This window comes from Paenibacillus sp. 2KB_20, assembly GCF_052115765.1.
Taxonomy (GTDB): Bacteria; Bacillota; Bacilli; order Paenibacillales; family Paenibacillaceae; genus Paenibacillus_AQ.
The window spans coordinates 820481-843172 of sequence record NZ_JBFRHH010000001.1 but is presented as its reverse complement, the minus strand read 5'-3'; the positions used below and the strand labels follow the sequence as shown (position 1 = coordinate 843172).

Annotated in this window: 22 protein-coding genes and 1 riboswitch; of the genes, 17 read left to right on the top strand and 5 right to left on the bottom strand. The window is 51.1% G+C overall.

The window, feature by feature from the left end; all coding sequences use genetic code 11:
* Window positions 1-240 precede the first annotated feature (240 nt).
* Window positions 241-954, top strand: coding sequence for a metal-dependent hydrolase (locus tag AB4124_RS03905; RefSeq protein ID WP_076324612.1), 714 nt, complete (start codon window positions 241-243; stop codon window positions 952-954).
* Between the two features lie 87 nt (window positions 955-1041).
* Here the strand turns inward: AB4124_RS03905 and AB4124_RS03900 are convergent, their stop codons facing one another.
* Window positions 1042-2043: a lipoate--protein ligase gene (locus AB4124_RS03900; RefSeq protein WP_215163392.1), complete on the bottom strand. Its 1002-nt coding sequence runs from the start codon at window positions 2041-2043 to the stop codon at window positions 1042-1044.
* A 175-nt stretch (window positions 2044-2218) separates the two neighbouring features.
* Between AB4124_RS03900 and cobD the strand changes: the two genes are divergently transcribed.
* The 11 genes from cobD (at window position 2219) to AB4124_RS03845 (ending at window position 13442) form a co-directional block, all read left to right on the top strand.
* Window positions 2219-3343 (top strand): threonine-phosphate decarboxylase CobD, encoded by a 1125-nt coding sequence (cobD, locus tag AB4124_RS03895; protein WP_441971237.1) that lies wholly within the window; start codon window positions 2219-2221, stop codon window positions 3341-3343.
* Window positions 3344-3415: 72 nt separating this feature from the next.
* Window positions 3416-4150: an adenosylcobinamide amidohydrolase gene (locus tag AB4124_RS03890; RefSeq protein ID WP_441971235.1), complete on the top strand. Its 735-nt coding sequence runs from the start codon at window positions 3416-3418 to the stop codon at window positions 4148-4150.
* The gene (gene cbiB / locus AB4124_RS03885) at window positions 4147-5124 is read left to right on the top strand and encodes an adenosylcobinamide-phosphate synthase CbiB (protein ID WP_441971234.1); all 978 of its coding nucleotides are present in this window, start codon (window positions 4147-4149) and stop codon (window positions 5122-5124) included. The genes AB4124_RS03890 and cbiB overlap by 4 nt, the downstream gene beginning before the upstream one ends.
* Window positions 5115-5861, top strand: coding sequence for a histidine phosphatase family protein (locus AB4124_RS03880; RefSeq protein ID WP_441971233.1), 747 nt, complete (start codon window positions 5115-5117; stop codon window positions 5859-5861). The genes cbiB and AB4124_RS03880 overlap by 10 nt, the downstream gene beginning before the upstream one ends.
* Window positions 5862-6013: 152 nt before the next feature.
* A riboswitch (cobalamin riboswitch) is annotated at window positions 6014-6215 on the top strand.
* Window positions 6216-6473: 258 nt separating this feature from the next.
* The gene (locus tag AB4124_RS03875; protein WP_076324606.1) at window positions 6474-7478 is read left to right on the top strand and encodes an ABC transporter substrate-binding protein; all 1005 of its coding nucleotides are present in this window, start codon (window positions 6474-6476) and stop codon (window positions 7476-7478) included.
* Window positions 7475-8521 (top strand): FecCD family ABC transporter permease, encoded by a 1047-nt coding sequence (locus tag AB4124_RS03870; protein WP_076324605.1) that lies wholly within the window; start codon window positions 7475-7477, stop codon window positions 8519-8521. Before AB4124_RS03875 ends, AB4124_RS03870 begins: the two co-directional genes overlap by 4 nt.
* Entirely contained in the window at window positions 8518-9303 is a 786-nt protein-coding gene (locus tag AB4124_RS03865) for an ABC transporter ATP-binding protein (RefSeq protein WP_076324604.1), read from the top strand. The genes AB4124_RS03870 and AB4124_RS03865 overlap by 4 nt, the downstream gene beginning before the upstream one ends.
* Window positions 9304-9370: 67 nt before the next feature.
* Window positions 9371-10441, top strand: coding sequence for a nicotinate-nucleotide--dimethylbenzimidazole phosphoribosyltransferase (gene cobT / locus AB4124_RS03860; protein WP_076324603.1), 1071 nt, complete (start codon window positions 9371-9373; stop codon window positions 10439-10441).
* Window positions 10438-11016: a bifunctional adenosylcobinamide kinase/adenosylcobinamide-phosphate guanylyltransferase gene (gene cobU / locus AB4124_RS03855; RefSeq protein ID WP_379415646.1), complete on the top strand. Its 579-nt coding sequence runs from the start codon at window positions 10438-10440 to the stop codon at window positions 11014-11016. Before cobT ends, cobU begins: the two co-directional genes overlap by 4 nt.
* Window positions 11013-11834, top strand: coding sequence for an adenosylcobinamide-GDP ribazoletransferase (cobS, locus tag AB4124_RS03850; protein ID WP_430113343.1), 822 nt, complete (start codon window positions 11013-11015; stop codon window positions 11832-11834). Before cobU ends, cobS begins: the two co-directional genes overlap by 4 nt.
* A 213-nt stretch (window positions 11835-12047) precedes the next feature.
* The gene (locus AB4124_RS03845; RefSeq protein WP_076324600.1) at window positions 12048-13442 is read left to right on the top strand and encodes an L-cystine transporter; all 1395 of its coding nucleotides are present in this window, start codon (window positions 12048-12050) and stop codon (window positions 13440-13442) included.
* Between the two features lie 133 nt (window positions 13443-13575).
* Here AB4124_RS03845 and AB4124_RS03840 read toward each other — a convergent pair whose 3' ends face one another.
* A complete protein-coding gene (locus AB4124_RS03840) occupies window positions 13576-14664 on the bottom strand; it encodes a M24 family metallopeptidase (protein WP_441971637.1) in 1089 nt (362 codons plus the stop codon).
* Window positions 14665-14827: 163 nt separating this feature from the next.
* On the opposite strand from AB4124_RS03840, the gene AB4124_RS03835 reads away from it, so the two are divergent.
* Window positions 14828-15364 (top strand): DUF2569 domain-containing protein, encoded by a 537-nt coding sequence (locus AB4124_RS03835; protein ID WP_441971230.1) that lies wholly within the window; start codon window positions 14828-14830, stop codon window positions 15362-15364.
* A 93-nt stretch (window positions 15365-15457) separates the two neighbouring features.
* The gene (locus AB4124_RS03830; protein ID WP_339267624.1) at window positions 15458-15958 is read left to right on the top strand and encodes a GNAT family N-acetyltransferase; all 501 of its coding nucleotides are present in this window, start codon (window positions 15458-15460) and stop codon (window positions 15956-15958) included.
* A 118-nt stretch (window positions 15959-16076) separates the two neighbouring features.
* Here AB4124_RS03830 and pdxR read toward each other — a convergent pair whose 3' ends face one another.
* On the bottom strand, window positions 16077-17534 hold the full coding sequence (pdxR, locus tag AB4124_RS03825) for a MocR-like pyridoxine biosynthesis transcription factor PdxR (RefSeq protein ID WP_441971227.1): 1458 nt from the start codon (window positions 17532-17534) through the stop codon (window positions 16077-16079).
* Window positions 17535-17643: 109 nt separating this feature from the next.
* Here pdxR and AB4124_RS03820 point away from each other — a divergent pair, with 109 nt between their 5' ends.
* Complete coding sequence (locus AB4124_RS03820; RefSeq protein ID WP_430113341.1) at window positions 17644-18222, top strand: GNAT family N-acetyltransferase; 579 nt, start codon at window positions 17644-17646, stop codon at window positions 18220-18222.
* A 109-nt stretch (window positions 18223-18331) separates the two neighbouring features.
* Complete coding sequence (locus AB4124_RS03815; protein WP_441971225.1) at window positions 18332-18808, top strand: GNAT family N-acetyltransferase; 477 nt, start codon at window positions 18332-18334, stop codon at window positions 18806-18808.
* 63 nt (window positions 18809-18871) lie between these two features.
* On the opposite strand, the gene AB4124_RS03810 is transcribed toward AB4124_RS03815, so the two are convergent.
* On the bottom strand, window positions 18872-19213 hold the full coding sequence (locus AB4124_RS03810; RefSeq protein ID WP_098748625.1) for a hypothetical protein: 342 nt from the start codon (window positions 19211-19213) through the stop codon (window positions 18872-18874).
* 330 nt (window positions 19214-19543) lie between these two features.
* Here AB4124_RS03810 and AB4124_RS03805 point away from each other — a divergent pair, with 330 nt between their 5' ends.
* Window positions 19544-20491, top strand: a complete 948-nt coding sequence (locus AB4124_RS03805) for a serine/threonine protein kinase (protein WP_339267617.1) — start codon at window positions 19544-19546, stop codon at window positions 20489-20491.
* On the opposite strand, the gene AB4124_RS03800 is transcribed toward AB4124_RS03805, so the two are convergent.
* Window positions 20454-22484 carry a VWA domain-containing protein gene (locus tag AB4124_RS03800; protein WP_430113339.1) on the bottom strand — a complete coding sequence of 677 codons (2031 nt, stop codon included), beginning with the start codon at window positions 22482-22484 and terminating at the stop codon, window positions 20454-20456. The genes AB4124_RS03805 and AB4124_RS03800 overlap by 38 nt on opposite strands.
* Window positions 22485-22692: the final 208 nt, after the last annotated feature.

Genomic DNA, 22692 nt, shown 5'->3' with positions numbered 1-22692 from the left:
CCCGTACATTCGTCCCTGGTCGTAACCTTGGGGCAAGTGATCAAATTGTATCCCATATCAGAGAATCGGACAACCATTTTTAAGCCTAACCAAAGTGGAAGGGGTAGACAAAAAGAGGATGATTTTGCTATACTAATGAACCGAACATATATTCTCATGACCCTGGGCTATTGGACGTGAAGACCGGCAACTCCATCGATCCCATAGTCAGCATTGAGCTTAGAAAGGAAGATTGTCATCATGATGGGCAGAGCTCATTTGATTATTAGCACAGGGGTTACGTTATCCGTCATGGGCATGAGCGAAGTGCCTGTCACGTTGCCGGCTGCCGCAGTGGCTTTGGTTAGCGCACTGCTTCCGGACATCGACGAGCCCAACTCCCTGCTGGTCCGCAAAGCCATTCCTTCCGGGCTGCTGCGAATCCTCCAGCTAGCGATGATTGGCGCAGCCATCTTCGTTGTCTTCTACGGCAAGGAGTATGCCCCATGGAACATCGCCCTGGCCGGGCTGATCGGGGTTGTTTCGTATCTGCCAAGCCGGACCCTGCGCCATATCGTCATGTTCCTGATCGGTCTCGGACTGATCTCCTTCGGGCAGGGCTTCAGCCCATGGAACACAATCGCAGGCAGCGTGCTCATTGCAGGCTCCTTGGTGACCCACCGGGGGTTAACCCATACCGTCTATGCCGCTGCCGGATGGACGGGCTTGCTGTATTTTGCATCGCAGGGCAAGATCGGCGGGGAAAGCTTATGGTTTGCCGGCGGTTTATCCTACTCCATCCATTTGCTTGCAGATGCATTGACCAATCGCGGAATCCGTCCGCTTCCTCCGTTCAAATGGAGAATTAAACTGAAAATCATGAGCACCGGAAGCAAATGGGGACGCACGGTAGAGAATGTATGTATCGTGTTAACACTGGTCCTTGTTTGGTATGTGTTTATGGCCTCATCTTGATCCGAGGTATACCTGTTTGAAATGAAAAGCCTCTCACCCTTATGCATGCAGCATACGGGCGGGAGGCTTATTTAATACGAGCTGGCTCTATTCCTCAAGAAAAATCAAGCCGATCAAATCGTCGAGCTCAAGGTTGCCGAAGTAATGCTTGACGTTGATGCCGGATAGCGCTGTGCGCACAGCAGTTTCTTCATACCGTTTGCCGCGAAGCAGGTTCTCGATATCAGCGACATCGCCGACGCCGAAGAAGTCGCCGTAAATCTTGATCTCTCCGATATGTCCTTCACGGATGTCCATGCGGATATCAATAATGCCCACCGGGAACTTCTTGGCATGCTTCACATTGCTTTCAGGGGAGAGTCCATAGTTCCAATCCCAATTCTGATAGCGTTCCTTTGAAATCTGGTTGATGATCTCCCAGTCCTTCTCTTGAAGGACATATTGCGGTACTTGATCCGGCTCCATACCGAAAATCGAGCGAAGCAGCTCGGCACGGAACTGTTCAATGGTCATATCCGTACCAAGCAGCTCCTTAATATTCGCCACGCGGCTGCGGACGGATTTGGTGCTCTTGGATTTGAATTTTTCCGGATTGGCATTCAGCGAGGCTTGTACATCATCCAGGTTCAGATCGAACATGAGCGTGCCGTGGCTGAACATGCGTCCCCGCGTCGAGAACTGCGCGTTCCCCGAAATTTTCTTCTCGCCGACCTGCAGGTCATTCCGGCCGCTCAGCTCGGCGGGTACACCCATCTTTTGCAGGAAGTCGATGACCGGCTGCGTGAACTTCAGGAAGTTGTGGAAGGACTGGCCGTCATCCTTCGTAATGAAGCTGAAATTCAGGTTGCCGAGATCATGGTATACGGCTCCGCCCCCGGACAACCGGCGTACAACCTGAATGTTGTTGTCACGAACGTATTCCTGGTTGATCTCTTCGATCGTATTCTGATGCTTTCCGATAATAATGGAAGGCTTGTTGATGTAAAAGAGAAGGTAGCTCTCGTCCATGGACAAGTGCTTCAAGGCATATTCTTCAATTGCTAGATTAATGGATGGATCGTGGATCCCCTGATTATCGATAAATAGCATAGTATCCTCCGTCGTCACAATTCAAAATGTGGTGCTTCCAGACTATTGTAAACCAATTTTAAGACAGAGACAAAGGATTCCGTGTTGACGAGTCAGGGACAGTAGCGACATAATGATGGCATTACATAACGGCAGGACTTGCAAGAGTCCAGGGCATGGAACAGGAGGAGCCCTTATGAACGACAAAAGACAACCCTTGATCGAGGTGTACGGCCATGGAGGGGACGTGGAGACGGCCGCTGCCGCATTCGGAAGGCAAGCCTCGGCTTTCCTGGATTACAGCGCCAATATTAATCCGCTTGGACCGCCGCAAGGAGTTATTACGGCCTTACAAGAGGGAATGAGTGCGGTCATTCGTTATCCGGATCCGGGACACCGCAAGTTCAAGGAGCTGCTCGCAGCAGAGCTAGGCACCGATCCCCGGCGAATCCTTGTCGGCAACGGAGCGGCAGAGTGCATGGCGCTGTTGTTGATGGGGCTATCGCCAGGGACTGTGGGCGTGGTTGACCCGTGTTTTTCCGAATACCGGGAGTTGTCCTTAAAATTTGGTTCGGACATCCGCTCCGTGTGCGGACATCCGGAGAGGGACTGGCGAGCTGACAAGGCGGATGTGATGGAGCTGATAGCTTGCACGGATCTCGTGTTTTTGGGACAGCCCAACAATCCAAATGGGGTTCAGTACAGCCTTGAGGATATCCGCGAAATAGCGGCATGCGCAGAGCAAGAAGGGACCTGGCTGGTGCTGGATGAAGCCTTTATCGACTTTATTCCGCTGGGAGACAGACAGACCCTGATGCCAGAGCTTCATGACTATCCTCGAACCGTGATTGTCAGATCGATGACCAAGTTTTATGCGATTCCGGGCCTGCGGCTCGGGTATACGGCCGCGCATCCCGATGTGATACGCAAGATGGCAGGCAAGCAGGTGACGTGGAGTGTCAATGGACTGGCGCTGCTTGCGGGCGAGGCTTGTCTTGGCAGCGGCAGGGACTACGAGAAGAATACGCTGCAATTGATTCGCGCAGAGCGTCAGAAGCTCATACATGGTTTACGAGCATTGGGGCTGGAGGTTACGCCGGGCGAGGCTAATTTTCTACTCATGGAGCTTCCGCGGCCATGGCGTGCCGAGATGTTTCAGTCGGAGATGGGAAGACGCGGCGTGCTTGTCCGCAACTGCGCCATGTACCCGGGCCTAGGTGAGCGTCATATCCGGCTAGCCGTTAAACATGGCGCAGATAACGACAGGCTGCTTGCCATTATGGCGGAGGTTCTTGGCATTTCTTCAGAAGACGCAACTTAAGGGTTCGAAAGGCACATACCAATGAGGTTCGGAATCAGGCGGATTGAGATCAAAGAGCAGGGAGAGAGAAACATGGCAGTACCTTTTCTGAAAGGCAAGAATCACCTATATCGTTCGAATTCGTTGCCGGGAGCAGTGGTGTCCCTCGAATCAGAGCTGGAACAACCTCATATCCGGATATCGCTTCCGGAGCCAGCTGAGTCCATTAGCAGCGCCATATACGGCGGCGGATTCGTAAGCTTGGATCATATCGTGAATCGTTATGTGGACAAGCATTATGATTGCAGCGACCCCGTGAACGATATGTCTAACTTTATAGCTGCTCACGGTTATCCGGCTGAATCTACAGCTGGATTGATGACGGCTGTAAAACTGAAATATGCTTCCATCCGGGAAGAGCGGAGTGAACAGGCTTCCATCCTGTGCTGCACCACCGCCGGCGTGGGCAATGCAGCCCGCGCTGGGTCGAGCCGTACGACCTTTGCCGCTTACCAGCCGGGCACGATTAATATCATGCTGATGGTGGATGGGATGATGACGCCGGCTTGTATGGTGAACGCCATGCTGACGGCGACGGAAGCGAAAGCCGCGGCGCTACATGATCTGGGCGTGAAGGATCATGAAACCGGAGCCGTCGCGACCGGAACGACGACGGACGCGATGGTCCTTGGGGTCAGCGGCAATGCAGCGTATGGCGTGAACCACCATTATGCCGGAACCGCAACCGATCTGGGCGGCATGATCGGCCGCCTTGTCTACAAGAGTGTTACGGAAAGCATTGTCTCCGAAAGAGAGGACCGGATATGACCGTCGTGTGGGTCATTTGGGCAGCGGTCGTACTGGACCTGCTGATTGGAGATCCGAGATGGCTCCCCCATCCTGTCATTGGCATGGGGAAAGCCATCCGCCGGGTTGAAGGCTGGATACGCCATCGGGCGACTTCCGCTCAGAGCCTGAAGTGGGCGGGCATTCTGCTGCCGGTGATCGTGGCCGGTGGCTCCTTCGTGCTGGCGTGGCTGCTCCTCTTGTTATGTGCAGCGATTCATCCTTGGCTTGCGTGGGGAGTGGAGATCGTGCTTATTGCGACTACGATTGCCATCAAGGGACTGCGTGAAGCAGGATTGGAGGTCTACGGCCATCTTCGCTCCGACCATATCACGGAGGCCAGGCGCGCGCTCAGCATGGTTGTCGGGCGAGACACCGGCCATCTGGATGAGCCGGAGATCGTACGGGGAACGGTGGAGACGGTTGCGGAGAATATCGTGGATGCGGTCATCGCTCCGCTGTTTTTTGCTCTGATCGGGGGAGCGCCGCTGGCGATGGCCTACCGGGCCGTGAACACGCTCGACTCCATGGTCGGTTATAAAAACGACAAATACCAGCATATCGGCTGGGCATCCGCAAGGCTGGACGATATCGTCAATTGGATACCGGCACGCCTGACCGCAGGACTGTTGACCATAGTGGCTGCGATGTTTTCGCTGCAATGGAAAAAAGCGATCAAGATGGTCAGAAGGGATGCGCGAAAGCACCCCAGTCCGAATAGCGGCTTCCCGGAATCGGCCGTAGCTGGTGCGCTGGGCATTCGTCTGGGAGGCGAGAATTCCTATCAAGGCGTGATCTCGTTCCGGGCTTACATGGGGGATCCCGAACGACCGCTTGAAGCGGAGGATATTCAGGTGACAAATCGTCTGCTGCTGGGCGTATCGGTATTGTTTACGTTACTGGGTACCGTGGTGCTCGGACTTGTGGCCGCAGCAGGAGGAAGCTTATGGATATGAGGATTACCCTGCATTTGGTCCGTCATGGCCGCACGTTGTGGAACGAGGAGCGCCGTTATCTCGGTCACGAGGATCAGGGGATTCTGGTGGAAGGAAGACAGCAGCTCCTCCCGCTGCGGGAAAGGTTTTGTACCAAGCAGTTCGTCCGGATCTATTGCAGTGATCTCCTTCGATGCAGGCAGACGCTGAATGTTATCTTACCGGATTCAACAAAGTCCGCTATTCCTGATGATGAAGATCCGGGCAGGTTTATTCCAGGGGTCGAGTATGATCCGCGGCTGCGTGAGCTCGATTTCGGGGCTTGGGAAGGGAACATCTACGAGGACTTGAAGTCGGATATCTCCTATCGGCGCTGGATTGATAACCCCGCAGAAGTTACGCCGCCAAATGGGGAGAGCTGGGAGGCGTTCTGTTCCCGGATTCAGGCATTCTTGACCGGATTGTATTTGGATTTGAAGGAACTGTTGCATGTGGAGGAAGATCCGGATACCCTTGTGCAGGCAGAGGCAGAGGCAGAGGCAGAGGCAGAGGCAGAGCGAGCCGGTTATGGTTGTGGGACACAGAGGGCCGAGTTGGATGTGCTTGTGGTCACCCATGGGGGCGTCATCCGGCAGATCGCGGCAGCTACCCTTTCGCATACGGAATTCTGGGAAACGCAGGTGTCACCGGGCGAGGAGCTCAAGCTGCAATTGACATGGGATGGAGACCGCTGGGAAGGCGTGCGGTTAAGCGAATAAATGAAATCGTATGATATCGGTGCGGAATGGGCGATAACGGGATAAATCCGTATCATAAGGCATTTGAAATGACCGAATCTTTCGGTTGTAAGAGGAAGGTTTATCGCCTATAATCTTGGGCAGAGAAACCATGCTTGGCCTAACATACATAAATTCATATTATTTGCGAGGGTCCCGGACAGAAGGCGTTGTTGCCTTCTGCCGGGTTAATAGGGAAGCCGGTGCAAGTCCGGCACGGTCCCGCCACTGTGAAGCAGGGACTTCTTCATATGCCACTGAGCCATAGCGCTTGGGAAGGCGGAGAAGTCGTTACAGCCTGCAAGTCAGGAGACCTGCCCTCGGCGAATGAATGACGGTCCTTCGAGGAGAGGATTACGTTTGCCGGACCCATGCAGCATGTGTGGGCGGAAGTTTAAGGCGCTATCTGTGAACGGTTATCCAGATGTCCTTATGTTAAAACGTAATCCCTGAGTCCTTGTTTACGAGGAGTCAGGGATTTTTGCTTTTCTTTGGAGTATGACGATTGATGTTTTTCTCCCGGTAAGGATCGGTCGAAGGAATGTAAACTCGAAAGCGCCAGGTTCTCAATTATGCATAGGGGGATTTCAAGAGATGAAAGCATTAAACAAAACATGGTCCGTACTTCTAGTAGCCATACTGATGGCTCTGGCCTTGATTGGCTGTGGAGACAAAGAAGCGGCGCCGAAGGATACAACGCAGCCTGCACAGCAGGAAGAGCAGAATAACGAAGCGCCGGCGGATTCCGGCGAAGAGCTTAAAACGACGTATCCGCTGACCGTTAAGGATTCAACCGGGGTTGAAATGACGTTTGAGAAAGCTCCGGCCAAAATTGCATCCCTGACACCGTCCGAGACGGAAAAACTGTTCGCTTTGGGCCTGGATGAGGAAATCGTTGGCGTGTCCGATAATGACGATTATCCGGAAGCGGCCAAATCCAAGCCTAAATTGGGCGGGTTCCAAGTGAATGAAGAGGCTATTATTGCAGCCGATGCCGATGTGGTATTTGCGGCTTCGATGAATGCTCAGAATGCCGAGAAATTGCGTGAGCTTGGCGTTACCCTGTTCGTCAATGATCCGAAAACCATTGATGCCGTGATGGAGAACATCGAACTGATCGGACAAATTACGGACCGTCAAGCGGAGGCGAAAGCGGTCGTGGATCAGATGAAGCAGGAATTGGCTACCGTTACGGAAGCCGTGAAAGCCGTGAAGGATGAAGACAAGAAGAAAGTGTATGTGGAATTCTCTCCGGGATGGACCGTCGGCAAGGGCGAGTTTATGGATGAGATCATCACCTTAGCTGGCGGCGTCAACGCAGCCGGCGATGCGGAAGGCTGGTTCGAAATCAGTGAGGAAAATATTATTGCTGCGAACCCCGACGTCATTCTGTACACGGACGATGTGGTTGATGAAGCAACCAAGAAAACATTGGATCAGCTGATTAAGGAGCGCGGCGGCTGGGATCAGATCGAAGCCATCAAGAACGATCAGGTCATATCCGTGGATGCGAACCTGCTCAGCCGTCCTGGTCCCCGTGTGACGCAAGGGTTGGTGGAAGTGGCGAAGGCCGTTTATCCGGAACTGATGAATCCATGAGTAAAAAACTTGCAGGATTCGGTGCGGCCGGCATCATCCTATTACTGTTAACCTTGGTTGTCAGTCTCGGAATCGGCTCCGTGCACCTGCCTGTGAGAGAGATTGGCGCGATGCTGCTGCACCGGCTGCCGGGAATCGGCGATTCCATCGTTCCGGGCTGGGAAGCTTCATCCGAGCAAATCTTAATGAAGGTGAGATTGCCGCGCATATTGCTGGGGATGCTCGTAGGAGCCTCCCTGGCCGTCGCCGGAGCCGCCTTTCAAGGGGTATTGCGCAATCCGCTGGCGGATCCGTTTACGCTTGGTGTATCCTCGGGTGCTGCGCTTGGCGCAGCATCCCTGATTTTTTTCGGGATGGAATATTCCTTTGCCGGAGGTTACACGCTGCCGCTTGTAGCGTTTCTGACCGGAGCAGGCACCTTATGGGCGGTTCTGCTGCTGGCGAGGGACCAAGGAAAACTGCCGATCCACGGGCTCATTCTGTCCGGCGTGGTGATGCAGTCGTTTCTGGGCGCCGTCGTTTCCTTTCTGACGGTCATGTCCAAAGATACGGTAAACCAGATCCTGTACTGGACGATGGGAAGCCTGAGCATGCGTGGATGGTCGTATACGGCCATCCTTTTCCCGTATTTTATCGCAGGTTTTATCTACTTATGGAGCAGGTCGCGGGCGCTTAATATTTTGTCGCTGGGGGAACGGCAGGCTGCCCATATGGGCTTGAATGTGGATCGGTTGAAGACCAGCGTGCTCATCGTGGCTACTCTGCTCGCCGCCGCAGCCGTGTCGGTATCCGGCGTGATTGGATTCGTGGGACTTGTGGTACCGCATATGATCCGGCTGATCACCGGCTCCGATTACCGCGTCATTGTTCCACTGTCGGCTCTGGGCGGCGCGATATTCATGGTCTGGTGCGATACGGCGGCACGGTCCGTGCTGGCACCAACGGAAATACCGCTTGGTGTGGTTACGGCATTCATAGGCGCTCCATTCTTTGCGTATTTGCTATACCGGAACAAAAAACGGCGCAGGGAGGGTCTATCATGATTACAGCTCAAGGACTTGGCAAAGCATATGGCAAGGTGCCGATTCTTGAAGGCGTGGACCTTCACATTGCCGAAGGGGAATGGTGGGGGATCATCGGTCCGAACGGAAGCGGTAAATCCACCCTCATGCAGCTGTTATCCGGTGTGGAGAATCCTACGCAAGGAAGCGTGACGCTTCGGGGCAAGGCGCTTGCACACTATACTCGTAAGACGCTGGCCCGGATCGTGGCGGTGCTTCAGCAGGAAGGGCTTGATCCTACCGATTTTACCGTCCGGGAAGTGTTGGAGATGGGAAGGTTCCCCTTCCTGAACTGGCTTGGCCGTGAAGATAAGGATGCAGCCCCGCTCATTGAGGCCATTATCCGAAAGCTGGATCTGAATGGTCTGGAAGAACGGCGGCTTACCGAGTTAAGCGGCGGTCAACGCCAGCGTGTCGCGCTCGGCAAGGTAATGGTCCAGGAGCCTTCGCTGCTGATGCTGGATGAACCGACGACCTATCTGGATATCCACTATCAGCTTCAGTTCATGGATATGGTGGCGGAGTGGCGGAACTCGTCCGGGATTACGGTGATCAGCGTACTGCATGATTTGAATCTGGCGGCCCAATTTTGCGATAAACTGCTGGTGCTTGATCAGGGAAAGATCGCCGGGGTTGGCAAGCCGGAAGAAGTTTTGACAGCGGCGTATATACGTCAAATTTTCCGGGTGGAGCCCTCGATTGTAGCCCATCCCGAGAATGGTGCTCCGCAGGTGCTGTTAACGGCGAATAGCACGTGGTCCTGACCGATGTTGTCGCATATTCCGCTTTAGGATGTAAGATTTAGGAACAAGATACAAGGAGGTCGTTTCATTGACGGATACAATCGTTAATCGTTTAAATCACATCATTGCTAACATTAAACCGCTGAATGTCGAGGTTCAGAACGAAACAGCCGCTTATTTGGACACGCTGACGAAGCCTCCGGGCAGTTTGGGTAAGCTGGAGGCGCTAGCGATCCAATTAGCGGGAATTACAGGGAATGTGAAGCCGTCGTTCACCAAAAAATCCGTCGTTGTCATGGCTGGTGATCATGGAGTCTGTGAAGAAGGAGTCAGTGCATTTCCGGCTGAGGTAACGCCCCAGATGGTCATGAACTTCCTGAATGGAGGGGCGGCTGTGAATGTGCTGGCGCGTCAGGCGGGGGCGGACGTGCATTGTGTGGACATCGGTGTCGCGATCGAGCTGAAGGATGAGAAGCTGAAGTCGCGGAACGTTGGCAGAGGAACTGCCAATATGGCCAAAGGGCCCGCGATGACAAAGGCAGCGGCACTGCAGTCTATTGTAACCGGTGCAGAGGTAGCAGCCGAGTTGGTGTCGCAAGGAACGCAAATGTTCGTGACCGGAGAGATGGGCATTGGGAACACGACACCGAGTGCAGCGATCTTCTCCGTTCTGTCCGGCAATCAGCCATCTGAAGTCGTGGGAAGGGGAACGGGCGTAACCGATGAACGGCTGCTACATAAGATTCGAGTTGTGGAACAGGCTATACAAGTTAATAGACCTCATGCCGATGATCCCATCGACGTGCTCGCCAAAGTTGGAGGATATGAGATCGGCGGGTTGGCTGGACTTATCCTGGGTGCGGCTGCCCACGGCTGTCCCGTTATCATTGACGGCTTCATATCCAGTGCGGCGGCGCTGGTTGCCAAATGCATCTGCCCGGACGCCCTCTCCTATATGATTGCCTCTCATGTTTCGCATGAACAGGCGCATGTGCTTCTGTTGAAAGAGCTGGGGCTGCATCCGATGCTGCAAATGGACATGCGTCTTGGCGAGGGTACAGGCGGAGTACTGTGCCTGCATCTGGTCGAGGCGGCGTGCCGGATCATGCATGAGATGGCGACGTTTGAGAGCGCCGGAATCAGCGGAGGGGCCGTATGAACCATCGTGGAAGCGTGTTGGTCACGGGTGGGGCCAGAAGCGGAAAGAGCTCATTCGCGGAGAAGTTGTGCATGAAGCGCTCGGAGTCCGGAACGTATGTGGCGACTGCGCAAGCCTATGACGATGAGATGAGGGAACGGATCCGAATTCATCAAGACCGTCGGCATGATTCGGCCTACGGTTGGGAGACGGTCGAGGAGCCTGTCGCCCTCCCGGAACTGCTGGATACGCTGGGCCAATCGCAACCTAATGCTCCTGCGGTGGTAGTGGACTGCCTGACACTGTGGCTTACGAATGTGCTGCTGCAAGCTGAGCCTGAAGGAAGTGCTGCAATGGAAGAACAGCTGGGACTTCAAATCGGCAGGCTCGCAAGAGCGGTACAGGGTTATCCGGGAACGGTCATTCTGGTAACAAATGAAGTGGGGTCGGGGATTGTTCCGGAATATCCGCTAGGCCGAATATATCGCGACTGGGCAGGGATCATGAATCAGAGACTGGCTCAGATATGTGATGAAGTATTTTTGGTGACTGCGGGAATTCCGATGGAAATCAAGAGCAAGGAGTATCTCATATGAGCAAGATAATCGAAGCGGCTGCGGCCGCTTTTCAATTTCTATCGAGGCTGCCGGTGCGGAGGGAAGTTCCGTTTACGCCGGAAGTGCAACAACGGAGCGTCGTTTTTTATCCATTGGTGGGTGCAGTTATTGGTATGATCGTTGCTGGATTGGGACTGGGCGTAAGCTTTGTGCTGCCTTCCTTTCCCGCTGCCGTCATCCTGCTGGTTGTATGGGTTGCGCTGACGGGAGGGCTGCACCTCGATGGTTGGATGGATAGTGCTGATGCGCTGCTTAGCCATCGGTCGCGTGAGAAGATGCTGGAAATCATGAAGGATAGCCGTGTAGGTGCAATGGGGGTCATGGCGTGTCTGCTGCTGCTCCTTTTGAAAGCTTCCTTGATCATGTCTATATGGGATTTGTCAGCCGGGGCATGGAAACAAGAGGCATGGCTGCTGGTGCTCGCTCCGGTTTGGAGCCGCTGGTTTATGGTCTATGCGATGTATCGCTGGCCGATGGCACGGGGAAGTGAGGGGCTTGCCGCTCTATTTCATGGATTGACCGCCGGCAGGAGATCGCTGGCAGGTGTAATGGCTGTCCTGTTAACGCTAGTTATTGTAGGTTTGCTATGGATCACGGCAGGCGAGACTAATCTTGGGATGATTGGAATCGGAGGAATCCTTGTCATACCATTCATAGCCTGGGCCGCTGGCAGTTTGACGGCAGAACGGATGACCCAAAGACTTGGAGGACTGACAGGGGATACTTACGGAGCCCTCAATGAACTGATTGAAACGGTTGTGTTAATATTTGTGGTTCTCCTTTTGAAGTTTACATGATATGATAGTAGAGCGATATCAGTGGTAATCCGATCAACATAGTCGACATAATCCGCATCGATGAGAACACAACGATTTTGGGCAGGAATTTTCTCAATCGGGTAATGATATGTTTAGAGTGGGCTGTAATGGATATGAATACATACTAGCGCACTTATGACATGAGGATGGAGCACCTATATCCTTATCTAAAGAATGGGAGGAATCATTAGGATGGAAACGCTTTGGGTTATCATCAATGTCCTTGTTCTGATTCTGCTGGTCGGTATTTTGTACTGGATGCAAAGAAAGCATTACTCGTTTACCAAGCGCGTGTTTGCTGGACTCGGACTGGGTGTGTTGTTCGGAGTGGCACTGCAGCTCATCTATACTTCGACCTCCGATGTGGTGGTGAAATCCACCGATTGGTTTAATCTGATAGGTTACGGCTACGTTAGGCTGCTGCAAATGATGGTCATTCCGCTGATCATGGTGTCGATCATATCGGCCATCATGAAGCTGAAGGGCGGAAAGAATCTGGGCAAAATGAGCGGGCTTATCATTACGGTGCTGCTTCTGACGACAGCCGTAGCCGCTGCTGTCGGAATTACGACAGCGTTGGCCTTCGATTTGTCCGCCGTCAATATCCAAGGCGGTGCCGCGGAGGAGCAGCAGGGTGCACTGCTGCAAGAACGGCTCGGGGATGTTGAGGGCCGTACGCTGCCGCAGCAGATCCTGGATTTCATTCCGAGCAATCCGTTTGCCGACATGACGGGAGCACGAAGAACTTCGACGATTGCGGTCGTCATTTTCTCGGCATTCGTCGGGATCGCCGTTCTCGGGTTGGACCGAAAAAACAAAGAGCAGGCGGAAACGTTCCGCAACATGATCTCTGCGGTATACGGCGTGGTTATGCGCATCGTGACGCTGGTGCTTCGTCTGACGCCTTATGGGATTCTGGCACTCATGGCCAAAACGATCGCCACGACCGATCTTGCGGTGATCATGAATCTGATCGATTTCGTCCTTGCTTCGTACGTGGCCTTGATCGTCATGTTCATTATCCATCTGGTGCTGCTGGCGATATTCGGGTTTAACCCGCTCAAATATGTGAAAAAGGTATTCCCTACGCTGACCTTTGCCTTCACCTCGCGCTCCAGCGCGGCCACGATCCCGCTTAACGTGCAGACCCAGAACAAAAAGCTGGGCGTTTCGGAAGGCATCGCGAACCTCTCGGCATCGTTTGGCGCCACGATTGGGCAGAACGGCTGCGCGGGCATTTATCCTGCCATGCTGGCCGTCATGATTGCGCCGACAGCCGGCGTGGACCCGACCTCATGGTCGTTCATCCTTACCCTGATCGTGGTCGTTATGATCAGTTCCTTCGGCGTGGCGGGTGTCGGAGGCGGAGCTACCTTCGCATCGCTCATCGTTCTCTCAACGATGAACCTCCCGGTTGCCTTGGCGGGTCTGTTAATTTCCGTCGAGCCGCTGATCGATATGGGACGGACGGCACTGAACGTGAATGACTCCATGACAGCCGGTGTGATTACCGGGAAAGTCATGAATGAAGTGGACAAAGACGTGTACAACGACGACAATATTGAACTGGATATGGTTCAGGCATAAGAACGTATCCATGAGAGCCATCTTGCGCAGGCATTGTTTCTGCCGAGGATGGCTCTTTTCTGGTACATAGAGAAAGCCCGAATACCGTGAGTGAAACGGTAATCCGGGCTTTTTTTCTCATGCTGAAAATTGCTTATCCGATGATGGTCAGTTCTTTCGGGAAGGAGGTGAGCACCTCGACGCCATCCTCGGTTACGATCACATCGTCCTCGATTCGTACGCCGCCTACGCCTTGCAGATAAATGCCGGGCTCGATCGTGAATACCGCCCCAGGCTGCAAAATATCCTGGTTCAAACCGTGGATGGATGGATATTCGTGGACATCCATGCCAAGCCCGTGACCCAAGCGATGTACAAATGCCTGTCCGTATCCTGCGTCATCAATCACTTTGCGAGCCGTTTGGTCAATCGAGCCATAGGTTACGCCGGGTTTTACGGCCTGAATACCGGCCAGGTTCGCTGCAAGAACCGTATCATAGATGTTGACGGCTTCAGGCTTCAGCTCGCCTACGGCAAAGGTACGGGTAATATCCGAAGCATAACCACCCGCATACACTCCCAAATCGAACATGAGCAGATCTCCTGCTTCAATCCGGCGCGTACCGGGAACACCGTGAGGCAAGGCGGTATTGGGGCCGGATAATACCATTGTGGCGAAGGACGGAGCATCCGCACCCATTTTTTTCATTAAGTACTCCAGCTCTGCCACAACCTCAATCTCGGTGACGCCGATTTTTACATGGGTCAGGCCTTGCGTCAGCACATCTTCAACCAGTCTCACTGCATGTTTGATGATCTTCACTTCATCGGCCGACTTTCGAATTCGGAGCTCCCGGAGTACAGCTCCAACATCCTCGATCCGGTTCGCGTTCACATGCTGCTGCAGCTGTTCATAACGGGATACGGTGAGCTGATCCTTCTCAACGGCCAGCGTACCGGCTGCGCCTTGAAACTGCTGCTTCAGCAAGAGATACGGATTATCGGTATCCTGATGCGTTACAATATGCTTAACCGTTGAAGCGGCCGCGGCTGCGTCTGCATCCAATGCGGGCACAATCAGCACCGGATCATTCGCTGAGGAGAGGAGCAGGCCCAGAAAACGCTCATGGGGATCACTCGCAAATCCCGTCAAATAGTAAACATGCTTGGGGTCTGTCACAAGGACATGATCCCAGCCTTGTGTATTCATGGATTGTTGCAAACTTTGCAATCGTTCGTTCATCCTGTTCATTCCTTTCTTCACCCGAAGACGGTTGTCATACCATTAATGTTAGGGTATCGCGTTCAATCGCGTAAGTAAAGTTTTCCTTTATTATAGGCTTGATCTTCCTATATAATGTTTTGGAGTAAAAAATTACATGCTATATGGGAGGAATTACACTCGAATGGATCCGAATCAAGTTCAGGAGAGTAACACTGCTTCAGCACAAGGCCAGGCACCTCAATATTTCTTAAAGCCGAGTGTTGAAGGGCTCGGAGGCTGGCTGGTTTTGGTCCAGATCTCCATTTATTTTTCATTGATCACGATCACATACCTGCTGTTTAATCATATTTTCCCGGTGTTTGAGCCGGAGATATGGAGTATGTTTACCGATAAAGGATCACCTGCTTATAATCGTTCGCTTATCCAGCTAATCCTTTTTGAGACCGTGGTTAATGTGGTGTTTGTTATTGCATTAGTCTTTGCTTTATTTTTGCTGTATCGCAAAAAAAGGGCGTTTCCCAAATTGATGATCGGTTATATTTTATTTAGTCTGCTGACCAGCATAGTGGACTATGTCGCAGTCAGCCAAATCGAAATCCTGGCTCAGGGGGATAATGGGACATTCATGCGTGAAGTTACCCGGTCCATTTTATACGCCTGTATCTGGATCCCTTATTTTATCCGTTCCAAGCGAGTGCGCAACACTTTCGTGAATTAATGCCGCTTGAAAAAAAAGAAGCGTTTTTCCGCTGCCTCTTGTACAATAGATCTCGTACAAAAAGATTACGCATCTATTCGGAGGTAGGACATCGTGACGCAACAATACCGTATCGATTATGCCGTCAAAGAGGATTTGCCGGCTATTGTGGACATTTACAATTCGACGATCTCAGGCAGAAAAGTAACCGCCGATCTGGAGCCGGTTACGGTGGAGAGCCGTATAGAGTGGTTTGAAGAGCACAGCAACGATTTTCGTCCGCTGTGGGTCATGCGGTCCGATGACGGGATGGTTGCATGGATGAGCTTTCAATCCTTTTATGGTCGTCCGGCTTATAACGGCACAGCTGAGATCAGCATATACGTAAACGAGAAATATCGCGGCATTGGTGCCGGCAGTATATTGATTCAGAAGGCAATCGAGGAGTGTCCGCGCCTTCACGTCAGTAATCTGGTTGGATTTGTATTCGGCCATAATGAACCAAGCCTTAAGCTGTTGAAGAAGTTTGGCTTTGATCAATGGGGGCTTCTCCCCGGGGTTGCGGAGCTTGACGGCATCAAGCGGGACTTGGTCATTGTCGGTCGTGCAGTTTAAGTGCTGATACGTTAATGGATGATTTATAGTTTGCCTTAAAGGGCATACAGACTAACATATCAAAAAGCTGTCCCTTTTGGTAAATGAGAGGACAGCTTTTTTCATGTTGTTATGATATTTAGAGGGAGACCGCTCCCAGCCAACAGTCAGCAAGCCGCTCTATGCCTGCTTCAATCTCATCTTCTTTCAATCCGCCGAAGCCAAGAATGAATGATCTACGATCCGATCCGCTTTGCTCATTGGCAGGAAGCATTCGCGTATAGGCAGCGGAGCTTACGCGGATTCCCCTTGCTTCGGCTAACGTTTGCAGATCCTCTTCGGATAACGGATGGTTGAGATGAAGCATGAGGTGAAACCCGGAGCCTGTACCCGATATTTGAGCATGTTCACCAAAGTGACGTTGAATAGAACCGATCAGGCGATCATGCTTCCTACGGAGTATCATCCTCATTTTTCGCAAATGTCGTTCAACATAGCCCTCCCGCAAAAAGCGCTCCAGTGTCATCTGATTCAGCTTAGAGGCCGTACAGTCGAGAAAGAGCTGGAACTTTAATCGGTGATAATCCGGCAGCAGAACCTTCGGCAATATCATATATTTGACTCCAAGCGCAGGGGACAGTACCTGCGAGAATCCGCCCAGGTATATTACACGACTGTCGGGCATCAGCCCTTGGAGGCTCGGAATCGGTCTTCCATAGTATCGGAACTCACCGTCAGCGTCATCTTCAATAATAAAACCTCCAGTTTCTTGTGCCCATTGCAGCAGCGCCAACCTGCGGGAGATGGGCATAATGACGCCGGTGGGGAACTGGTGGGAGGGGGAGACGGTTACGAATGCTGCCCCGCTGCTCTGCAATTCATGCTGACTGATCCCATCCTCCAGCACGGGGATTGGAATGACATCATACCCCTTCTGCCGGAAAACCTCCGGCTGCTGTGGATAACAGGGGTTCTCAACAGCGATGGACTTTCCGTAAGGAAGAAGCAGTCTGCTGATCAAATCAAGCAGAGGGAAAGGATCAGAGCCGATAATCACCTGTTCAGGCGTACAGGCTACCCCGCGAAAATGTTTGGCATAGTTGGCAATCTGGCAACGCAGCCCTTCTTCACCCTGCGGATCCCCATAGAACAGCATGTCGGCCGTGCTGTTTTCCTGCAAGCAACGGTTATAGGCTTTTCTCCACTCGGTCATCGGGAAGTATTCGTATTCATTTTTGGACATATGAAAGTCATATTTAAAGTAATGGTGTCGTTTGAGTATAGGTCCCTTGGGATAAGCCGATTCCACGGGAAGCGCAAAAGGAACATCGGCTAGCCATTGCACAAAATATCCGCTCCGTGGCTTGCTCGCAATAAAGCCTTCAGCAAGCAGCTGCTGATAAGCCATTTCAATGGGGGTGGTGCTAATGCCAAGCAGCTCGGCAAGCCTTCGAACCGATGGGAGACGGCTTGCATGAAGCCAATGCCCGGCGGATATCTGTTGTTTCATATATCGATACAATTGTACATACAGGGGAACGCTGGAATCATCCAGCAATAATGTGATTTCTGTTTGATTTACCGGAACCTGTTTCATCTCATCTGTCCTTTATAAATATTCGAATCTGCATATTTGGATATGGTCAATTTCTTGATATAGTATAAGGGATTTTTAGTTCCAGAGGAAACGGGAGGTTACAATCGACATGAACTCATCTATAACAAATACGAAGCCGGTACGGTTTCTTGAAGGCGAGCGGATCTACTTGCGTCCCTTTGGAGAAGAGGATACCGCAGAGTATTTTCAAATGCTGTTTAATCCGGAAATGCGGAGGCTGACCGGGACGAAGCGGGCTTTTACGCTGGAAGAGGTACGTCGGTATATCGAGGAGAAATCCGGTAATCACGACACCATCCTGCTGCTAATCGCTTTATCGGATAGCGATCAGATTATTGGCGATATCGCGCTGCTGGATATTGATTACGTTAACCGGAATGCGAATATTCGCATCGCCCTTGATAAGGGCGAGCATCTCGGCAAGGGGTACGGACCGGAAGCCATCAAGCTCTTGCTTGAATACGCCTTCGGAATCCTTCATCTTCACCGGATCGAGCTGCAGGTGTTTGATTATAACGAGCGTGCCATCAAGGCTTATGAGAAAGTGGGCTTCAAGCGTGAAGGGGTTCAGCGAGACGCATTGTACTACCAGCATCGTTACCATGACTCTATAATAATGAGCATGCTGGAGGAGGAATACAGGGCGCTGTATCACCAAGGGCAATAGCATCCTGGCTGCCTGAGAATGAAGTTGCGTGCAAACCATTCGTGGTTTTCTGCATTCCAAACCTTGACCGGCATCCAGTAAACTTGGAATAACGTCGGATGTAAAGGATGTGCGTGATTTGAAAGCAGAGATTCATATATATCAAGCAGAGCTGAAGGATTTGGATAAGGCAGCCGCTCTGTTTAATCAGTATCGTCAATTCTATAAGCGAGAAGATGATTTAAACGGGGCCGAGGAATATATCAGGGAGAGACTGACTCGAGGTGATTCCGTTATGTATTTAGCGGATTACAATAGTGGGGGAACCCTGGTCACGGCTGGCTTTCTGCAGTTATATCCGTCCTTCTCATCGCTATCGATGTCCAGGTTGTGGATCTTGAATGATCTATACGTGGATTCCGAATATCGCGGACTTGGTATCGGAAGGAAACTGCTCCATCAAACCCAAGCGCACGCCCTTCAGACCGGAGCTAAGGGGCTGACCCTGTCCACGCAGCTTCATAACGTGACTGCTCAGCAATTGTATGCATCCGCAGGGTATGTGCAGGATGAAGAATTTGCGTATTATTATTTGGATTTATCATAGCGAAAGGTCATCAATAACAAACAAAGACGATACTCCAGAAGGAGTTATCGTCTTTGTTTGTTATTAATATATCGAGCGTATTTTGCGGAAAACCTCAACCCGGGCAATTTTAAGTTCCCACATCTGGTCGAGCAGCTTCCGCTGTTTATCTTTATCATCCGTTGCTTTCAGTTCATTGTAAAGGGCAAACATGCGGTCATTGATTTGGTTCATGCATTGCCACAGCTCATGTTCCGTGCATTCCTCCGACTTCGCTTGTTTCTCGCCCTGAGGTTCCTGCATGTGGCGAAGTGTACGAACAATGTCCGCTTGCCACTTCCGATCTTCCAAGCGTATAGCCAAACTGAGAAGATCCAGATAATCATCAAGGGTCAGAGATGTCGGTTCTTTATCGCATGGATCCAAGTTGAAAGCCCCCTTAGCAAACTCCTAATTATCTTTATACCAAGTATTATACTTGGAATTATGAGTTTTTCAAGAGAAAAAATAACGAGTATATTGTTACTCAACTTTCGCACCCGGAATATTGACTCAAACCCTTGAGGGCGCAAGAAGAATTCAATATATTTACTCGCCGGTGAGGGGGATATTTTGAGAGAACATATATCAGATCATGCATGGTCAATTTGTTGAGAAATTGGTAAGATGAGGATATTACATATATAGGTTGTTTGATATTAGTCGCAAAAAACATAACAACCAAGTTCTTCTTTAAAACGTTCGTGGAGGTTGACAGTGAGTAAAGCAATGATGGAAAACGAGGGGAATGGACTGCGCCGCAATTATAGATTGTACAGCAGGGAGTCAGGATCGTCACTGACTTACCGGGTTCGCAGTAAGATTTCTGCAAGCGAACTGGCCATCGTATACGCGGTCAGATGCGAAGAGAAGGATATGAAGTTCGTGATCAAGGAGTTCTTCCCTAAATCGTTAGTACGTAGAGGGAAAGATGGCAGCTCTGTACGCCGGTTATCGGGAGTGCCGGATGATAAGTATGAAGCTTTAAGGAATGCATTTATTAATGAAGGAAAGATTTTGAAGGACTGTGAGCATCCCGGTATTGTCCGCTTTATGGGTCAATTTGAACAAAATGAGACCGTCTATATTGTTATGGAGTTTATAGAAGGGGTTACATTGGCAGAAATGATTGAGGGACGTCCAGATAGAGTTGAGCCCGGCTTTCTGTACAAGACGATGCTTCCCTTGATTGAGACGCTGGAACATCTGCATAAGCAAGGAATCATTCATCGTGACTTAAAGCCGGGCAATATTATCATTGATCACCAGAGGCGCGCGAAGCTGCTCGATTTCGGTTCAGCCATTCGTTTTGACGGCAGCGGCGGCTACCCGATTCTGACAACAGCCGGGTATTCGCCACTCGAGCTTTATTCCGAACAATCTCGTCAAGGGCCGGTAAGCGATATATACAGCTTGGCTGCATTGTTGTATTATTGCTGCCGCGGCACGGCGCCCACAGATGTTCGCAAGCGATTGTTCGATGATCGGCTGGAGCCGATGGGCACGGGGTTGAAGCGCCGTTGGCCGTTTCTGTCCCGAGCCATCCGACGCGGCTTGATCGTTGAGCCGGACAAACGCTGTTCTTCTCTTAAATGGTTCAAGGCTGCGATTACGATGGAATATGTGACTAGCCCGTCTGCTCGCCGGTGGATTCGTTCCGGATAAAAATATTTGTAGCCGGCTTAATGGCCTTGTAACGCAGCTCGATTTCAGTTATACCGTCCTCGAATGTAATGTACAATTTGTCATTATATTCGAGGATTTCTTTTTTATTCATCGGCAGCGGCGTACGGTTGCGAACAAGTGAACAACGTGATGTGTTCTTTACGATCAGCTTACCGTCTTTGCCCGGGGTGAATACAATTTGTTGCGCTTCCGGAAGCGGCTCATGTACATCAAGGCTTACGAATAGCTCCAGCAGACTTACCTTACGTCCCCCAAAAGAGGTGAGCGGCCATGATTTGACCGGCACTTCACTGCCGCTGGCCGTTGCCAGAAAATATCCTTCCAGCTTGCCGGCAAAGCCCGGCTTCGGACGCAGCCACATAAATAAACCGACGGCAATGGCAAGAAGAACAATTCCTCCGGCGATAGACCATTTAAGCACGGTGTATTTCGATTTGACGTTAACGGTTAATATCGCCGTAGCCGAGCCGCCTTCCGAATCGGCAGCAGTTACCGTAATTTGGGTCTGTCCCGTTTGAAGCGGAGACAAAAGCAGTTCCCCGTTCTTAAGCTCAGGGGTCAGCATTTTATTTGGCTTGTGGCCGCTGTTCATGGTGTAAGTTAAATCATCCCCGTTCTCATCAAGGAATAAATCGTTCATGTCCAGAACGACTTGACCATCTTCTTTGATGACCTCTAGTTGTTCTCTGCCATGGACGGAGGGCGCTATATTCACAATATTCTGATCTTGGACGATACTGTGCCGATAGAAGCTCGGACCGTCCATTTTTACCTGCCATTTGTATTTTCCTGAGGTGGAAAAGATGTATTCGGCATAAAAGCGTGTGCCCTCGTTCTTCATATCTACAACAACTTCCTTATTCGTCTCCAGATTCGTCACGACAAGCTGCCCTTGCAGAGACTGATACACTTCCTGCTCCATTAATTGCTCATTTGTAGCCGGATGGATGAAATAAGCCTCGATACCCGTAGGCTGACCCTTGATGGCGGCTTTGCTCGTGATTGCCGCTTTGGCTTCCAGCTCATAGCTTCCGAGCAAATTTATTTTTACAAGATCCCCTGATGTGCCCCTAAATTTAAGCTTGGCCGTGCCTTTCTTGGGCTGAGATACCTTGATCAGCGTGTAGCTCCCTGATTTGAACATACGTATATTCTCTGAGCTGTAGAAAAGCTGCGTCTCCTTGAGTGGATGCTCGGAAAGCAAAATAATGTTGGCTTCTCCCATACTTGAATTGGGAATGTCGACTTGTACCTCTTGCAACTGCCCCGTCGCCGTAACGCCAGCTACCGGAAGCAGCACGGATCTCATTTGAGCCGCGAATATCCGGTTGAAAATTTCAGGCAAATCGTCAGCACTACTGGTCATATAAGAGGCGCCGCCAGTTTCATTCGCGATGCGCTCCAATTCCTCAGGATTGACGGTGCCGTCGTGGTTCAGTCCGATCGTGTAGATCGGGTATCCATCCTTCTGCGCTTTTGAAATAGCTTTGTCTACGTCCTTAGCCGAATCGGCAGCAGTTCGTTGAGACCGGGAAGCTGGCCCAAAATCTGTTTCTCCGTCAGAAAGAAGAATGACGAACGGCTTACGTCCGCTGCCCTCTCCTTCCGACTTGGATGAAATCAAGTTCCCGCCTGTGTTTAGCCCTAATCCTAAATCGGTATATCCGCTTCTGCGGAGTCCGGCTATTTTTTGTTTGAGCTCTGTCTTGTTCGCCGCTACCGAAATGGAGGTCAGCGGTTTGGAATCCACAATTTGATGATTGTAGGCTACAAAGCCGATTCTCGTCCGGCTCGCTTCGCTCATGTCCATGAACATATGAATCACTTCGTTCGCCATTTTGTTGGGGTCAGCATGATTCATAGAATAGCTTGTATCCAGAACAAAGACCGCATCAAAAGCATCGGTGTGATTTTTTTGTAAGGAATTTGCAGAAACAGGGAATGAATTGTGAAAATTTGTCGTAAAAAACATGAAAAGAAAAATCAGGATAAAAGTCCTAGTGAATAAAAAAGTGCCTGAAGTCTGTTTTTGCCTTTTTTTCTTCATTTACCGATACCCGCCTTATGTACTATATAGTATTGGAATAGAGCGGAAATAGTCGCTCAAATATGTATATTCAAACTTATATCGGAATTGGGCCTTGTTTATTGTATATTATTCCAAAAAATAGGTCTTTGAT

What these genes read in the sequence shown, in the direction of transcription:
- AB4124_RS03870 (WP_076324605.1), top strand. Translation starts at nt 7,475, where the DNA reads ATGAGTAAAAAACTTGCAGGATTCGGTGCGGCCGGCATCATCCTATTA.
- AB4124_RS03800 (WP_430113339.1), bottom strand. Translation starts at nt 22,484, where the DNA reads ATGTTTTTTACGACAAATTTTCACAATTCATTCCCTGTTTCTGCAAAT.
- cobD (WP_441971237.1), top strand. Translation starts at nt 2,219, where the DNA reads ATGAACGACAAAAGACAACCCTTGATCGAGGTGTACGGCCATGGAGGG.
- cbiB (WP_441971234.1), top strand. Translation starts at nt 4,147, where the DNA reads ATGACCGTCGTGTGGGTCATTTGGGCAGCGGTCGTACTGGACCTGCTG.
- AB4124_RS03865 (WP_076324604.1), top strand. Translation starts at nt 8,518, where the DNA reads ATGATTACAGCTCAAGGACTTGGCAAAGCATATGGCAAGGTGCCGATT.
- AB4124_RS03845 (WP_076324600.1), top strand. Translation starts at nt 12,048, where the DNA reads ATGGAAACGCTTTGGGTTATCATCAATGTCCTTGTTCTGATTCTGCTG.
- AB4124_RS03835 (WP_441971230.1), top strand. Translation starts at nt 14,828, where the DNA reads ATGGATCCGAATCAAGTTCAGGAGAGTAACACTGCTTCAGCACAAGGC.
- cobU (WP_379415646.1), top strand. Translation starts at nt 10,438, where the DNA reads ATGAACCATCGTGGAAGCGTGTTGGTCACGGGTGGGGCCAGAAGCGGA.
- pdxR (WP_441971227.1), bottom strand. Translation starts at nt 17,534, where the DNA reads ATGAAACAGGTTCCGGTAAATCAAACAGAAATCACATTATTGCTGGAT.
- AB4124_RS03900 (WP_215163392.1), bottom strand. Translation starts at nt 2,043, where the DNA reads ATGCTATTTATCGATAATCAGGGGATCCACGATCCATCCATTAATCTA.
- AB4124_RS03840 (WP_441971637.1), bottom strand. Translation starts at nt 14,664, where the DNA reads ATGAACGAACGATTGCAAAGTTTGCAACAATCCATGAATACACAAGGC.
- AB4124_RS03880 (WP_441971233.1), top strand. Translation starts at nt 5,115, where the DNA reads ATGGATATGAGGATTACCCTGCATTTGGTCCGTCATGGCCGCACGTTG.
- cobS (WP_430113343.1), top strand. Translation starts at nt 11,013, where the DNA reads ATGAGCAAGATAATCGAAGCGGCTGCGGCCGCTTTTCAATTTCTATCG.
- AB4124_RS03875 (WP_076324606.1), top strand. Translation starts at nt 6,474, where the DNA reads ATGAAAGCATTAAACAAAACATGGTCCGTACTTCTAGTAGCCATACTG.
- AB4124_RS03905 (WP_076324612.1), top strand. Translation starts at nt 241, where the DNA reads ATGATGGGCAGAGCTCATTTGATTATTAGCACAGGGGTTACGTTATCC.
- AB4124_RS03890 (WP_441971235.1), top strand. Translation starts at nt 3,416, where the DNA reads ATGGCAGTACCTTTTCTGAAAGGCAAGAATCACCTATATCGTTCGAAT.
- AB4124_RS03820 (WP_430113341.1), top strand. Translation starts at nt 17,644, where the DNA reads ATGAACTCATCTATAACAAATACGAAGCCGGTACGGTTTCTTGAAGGC.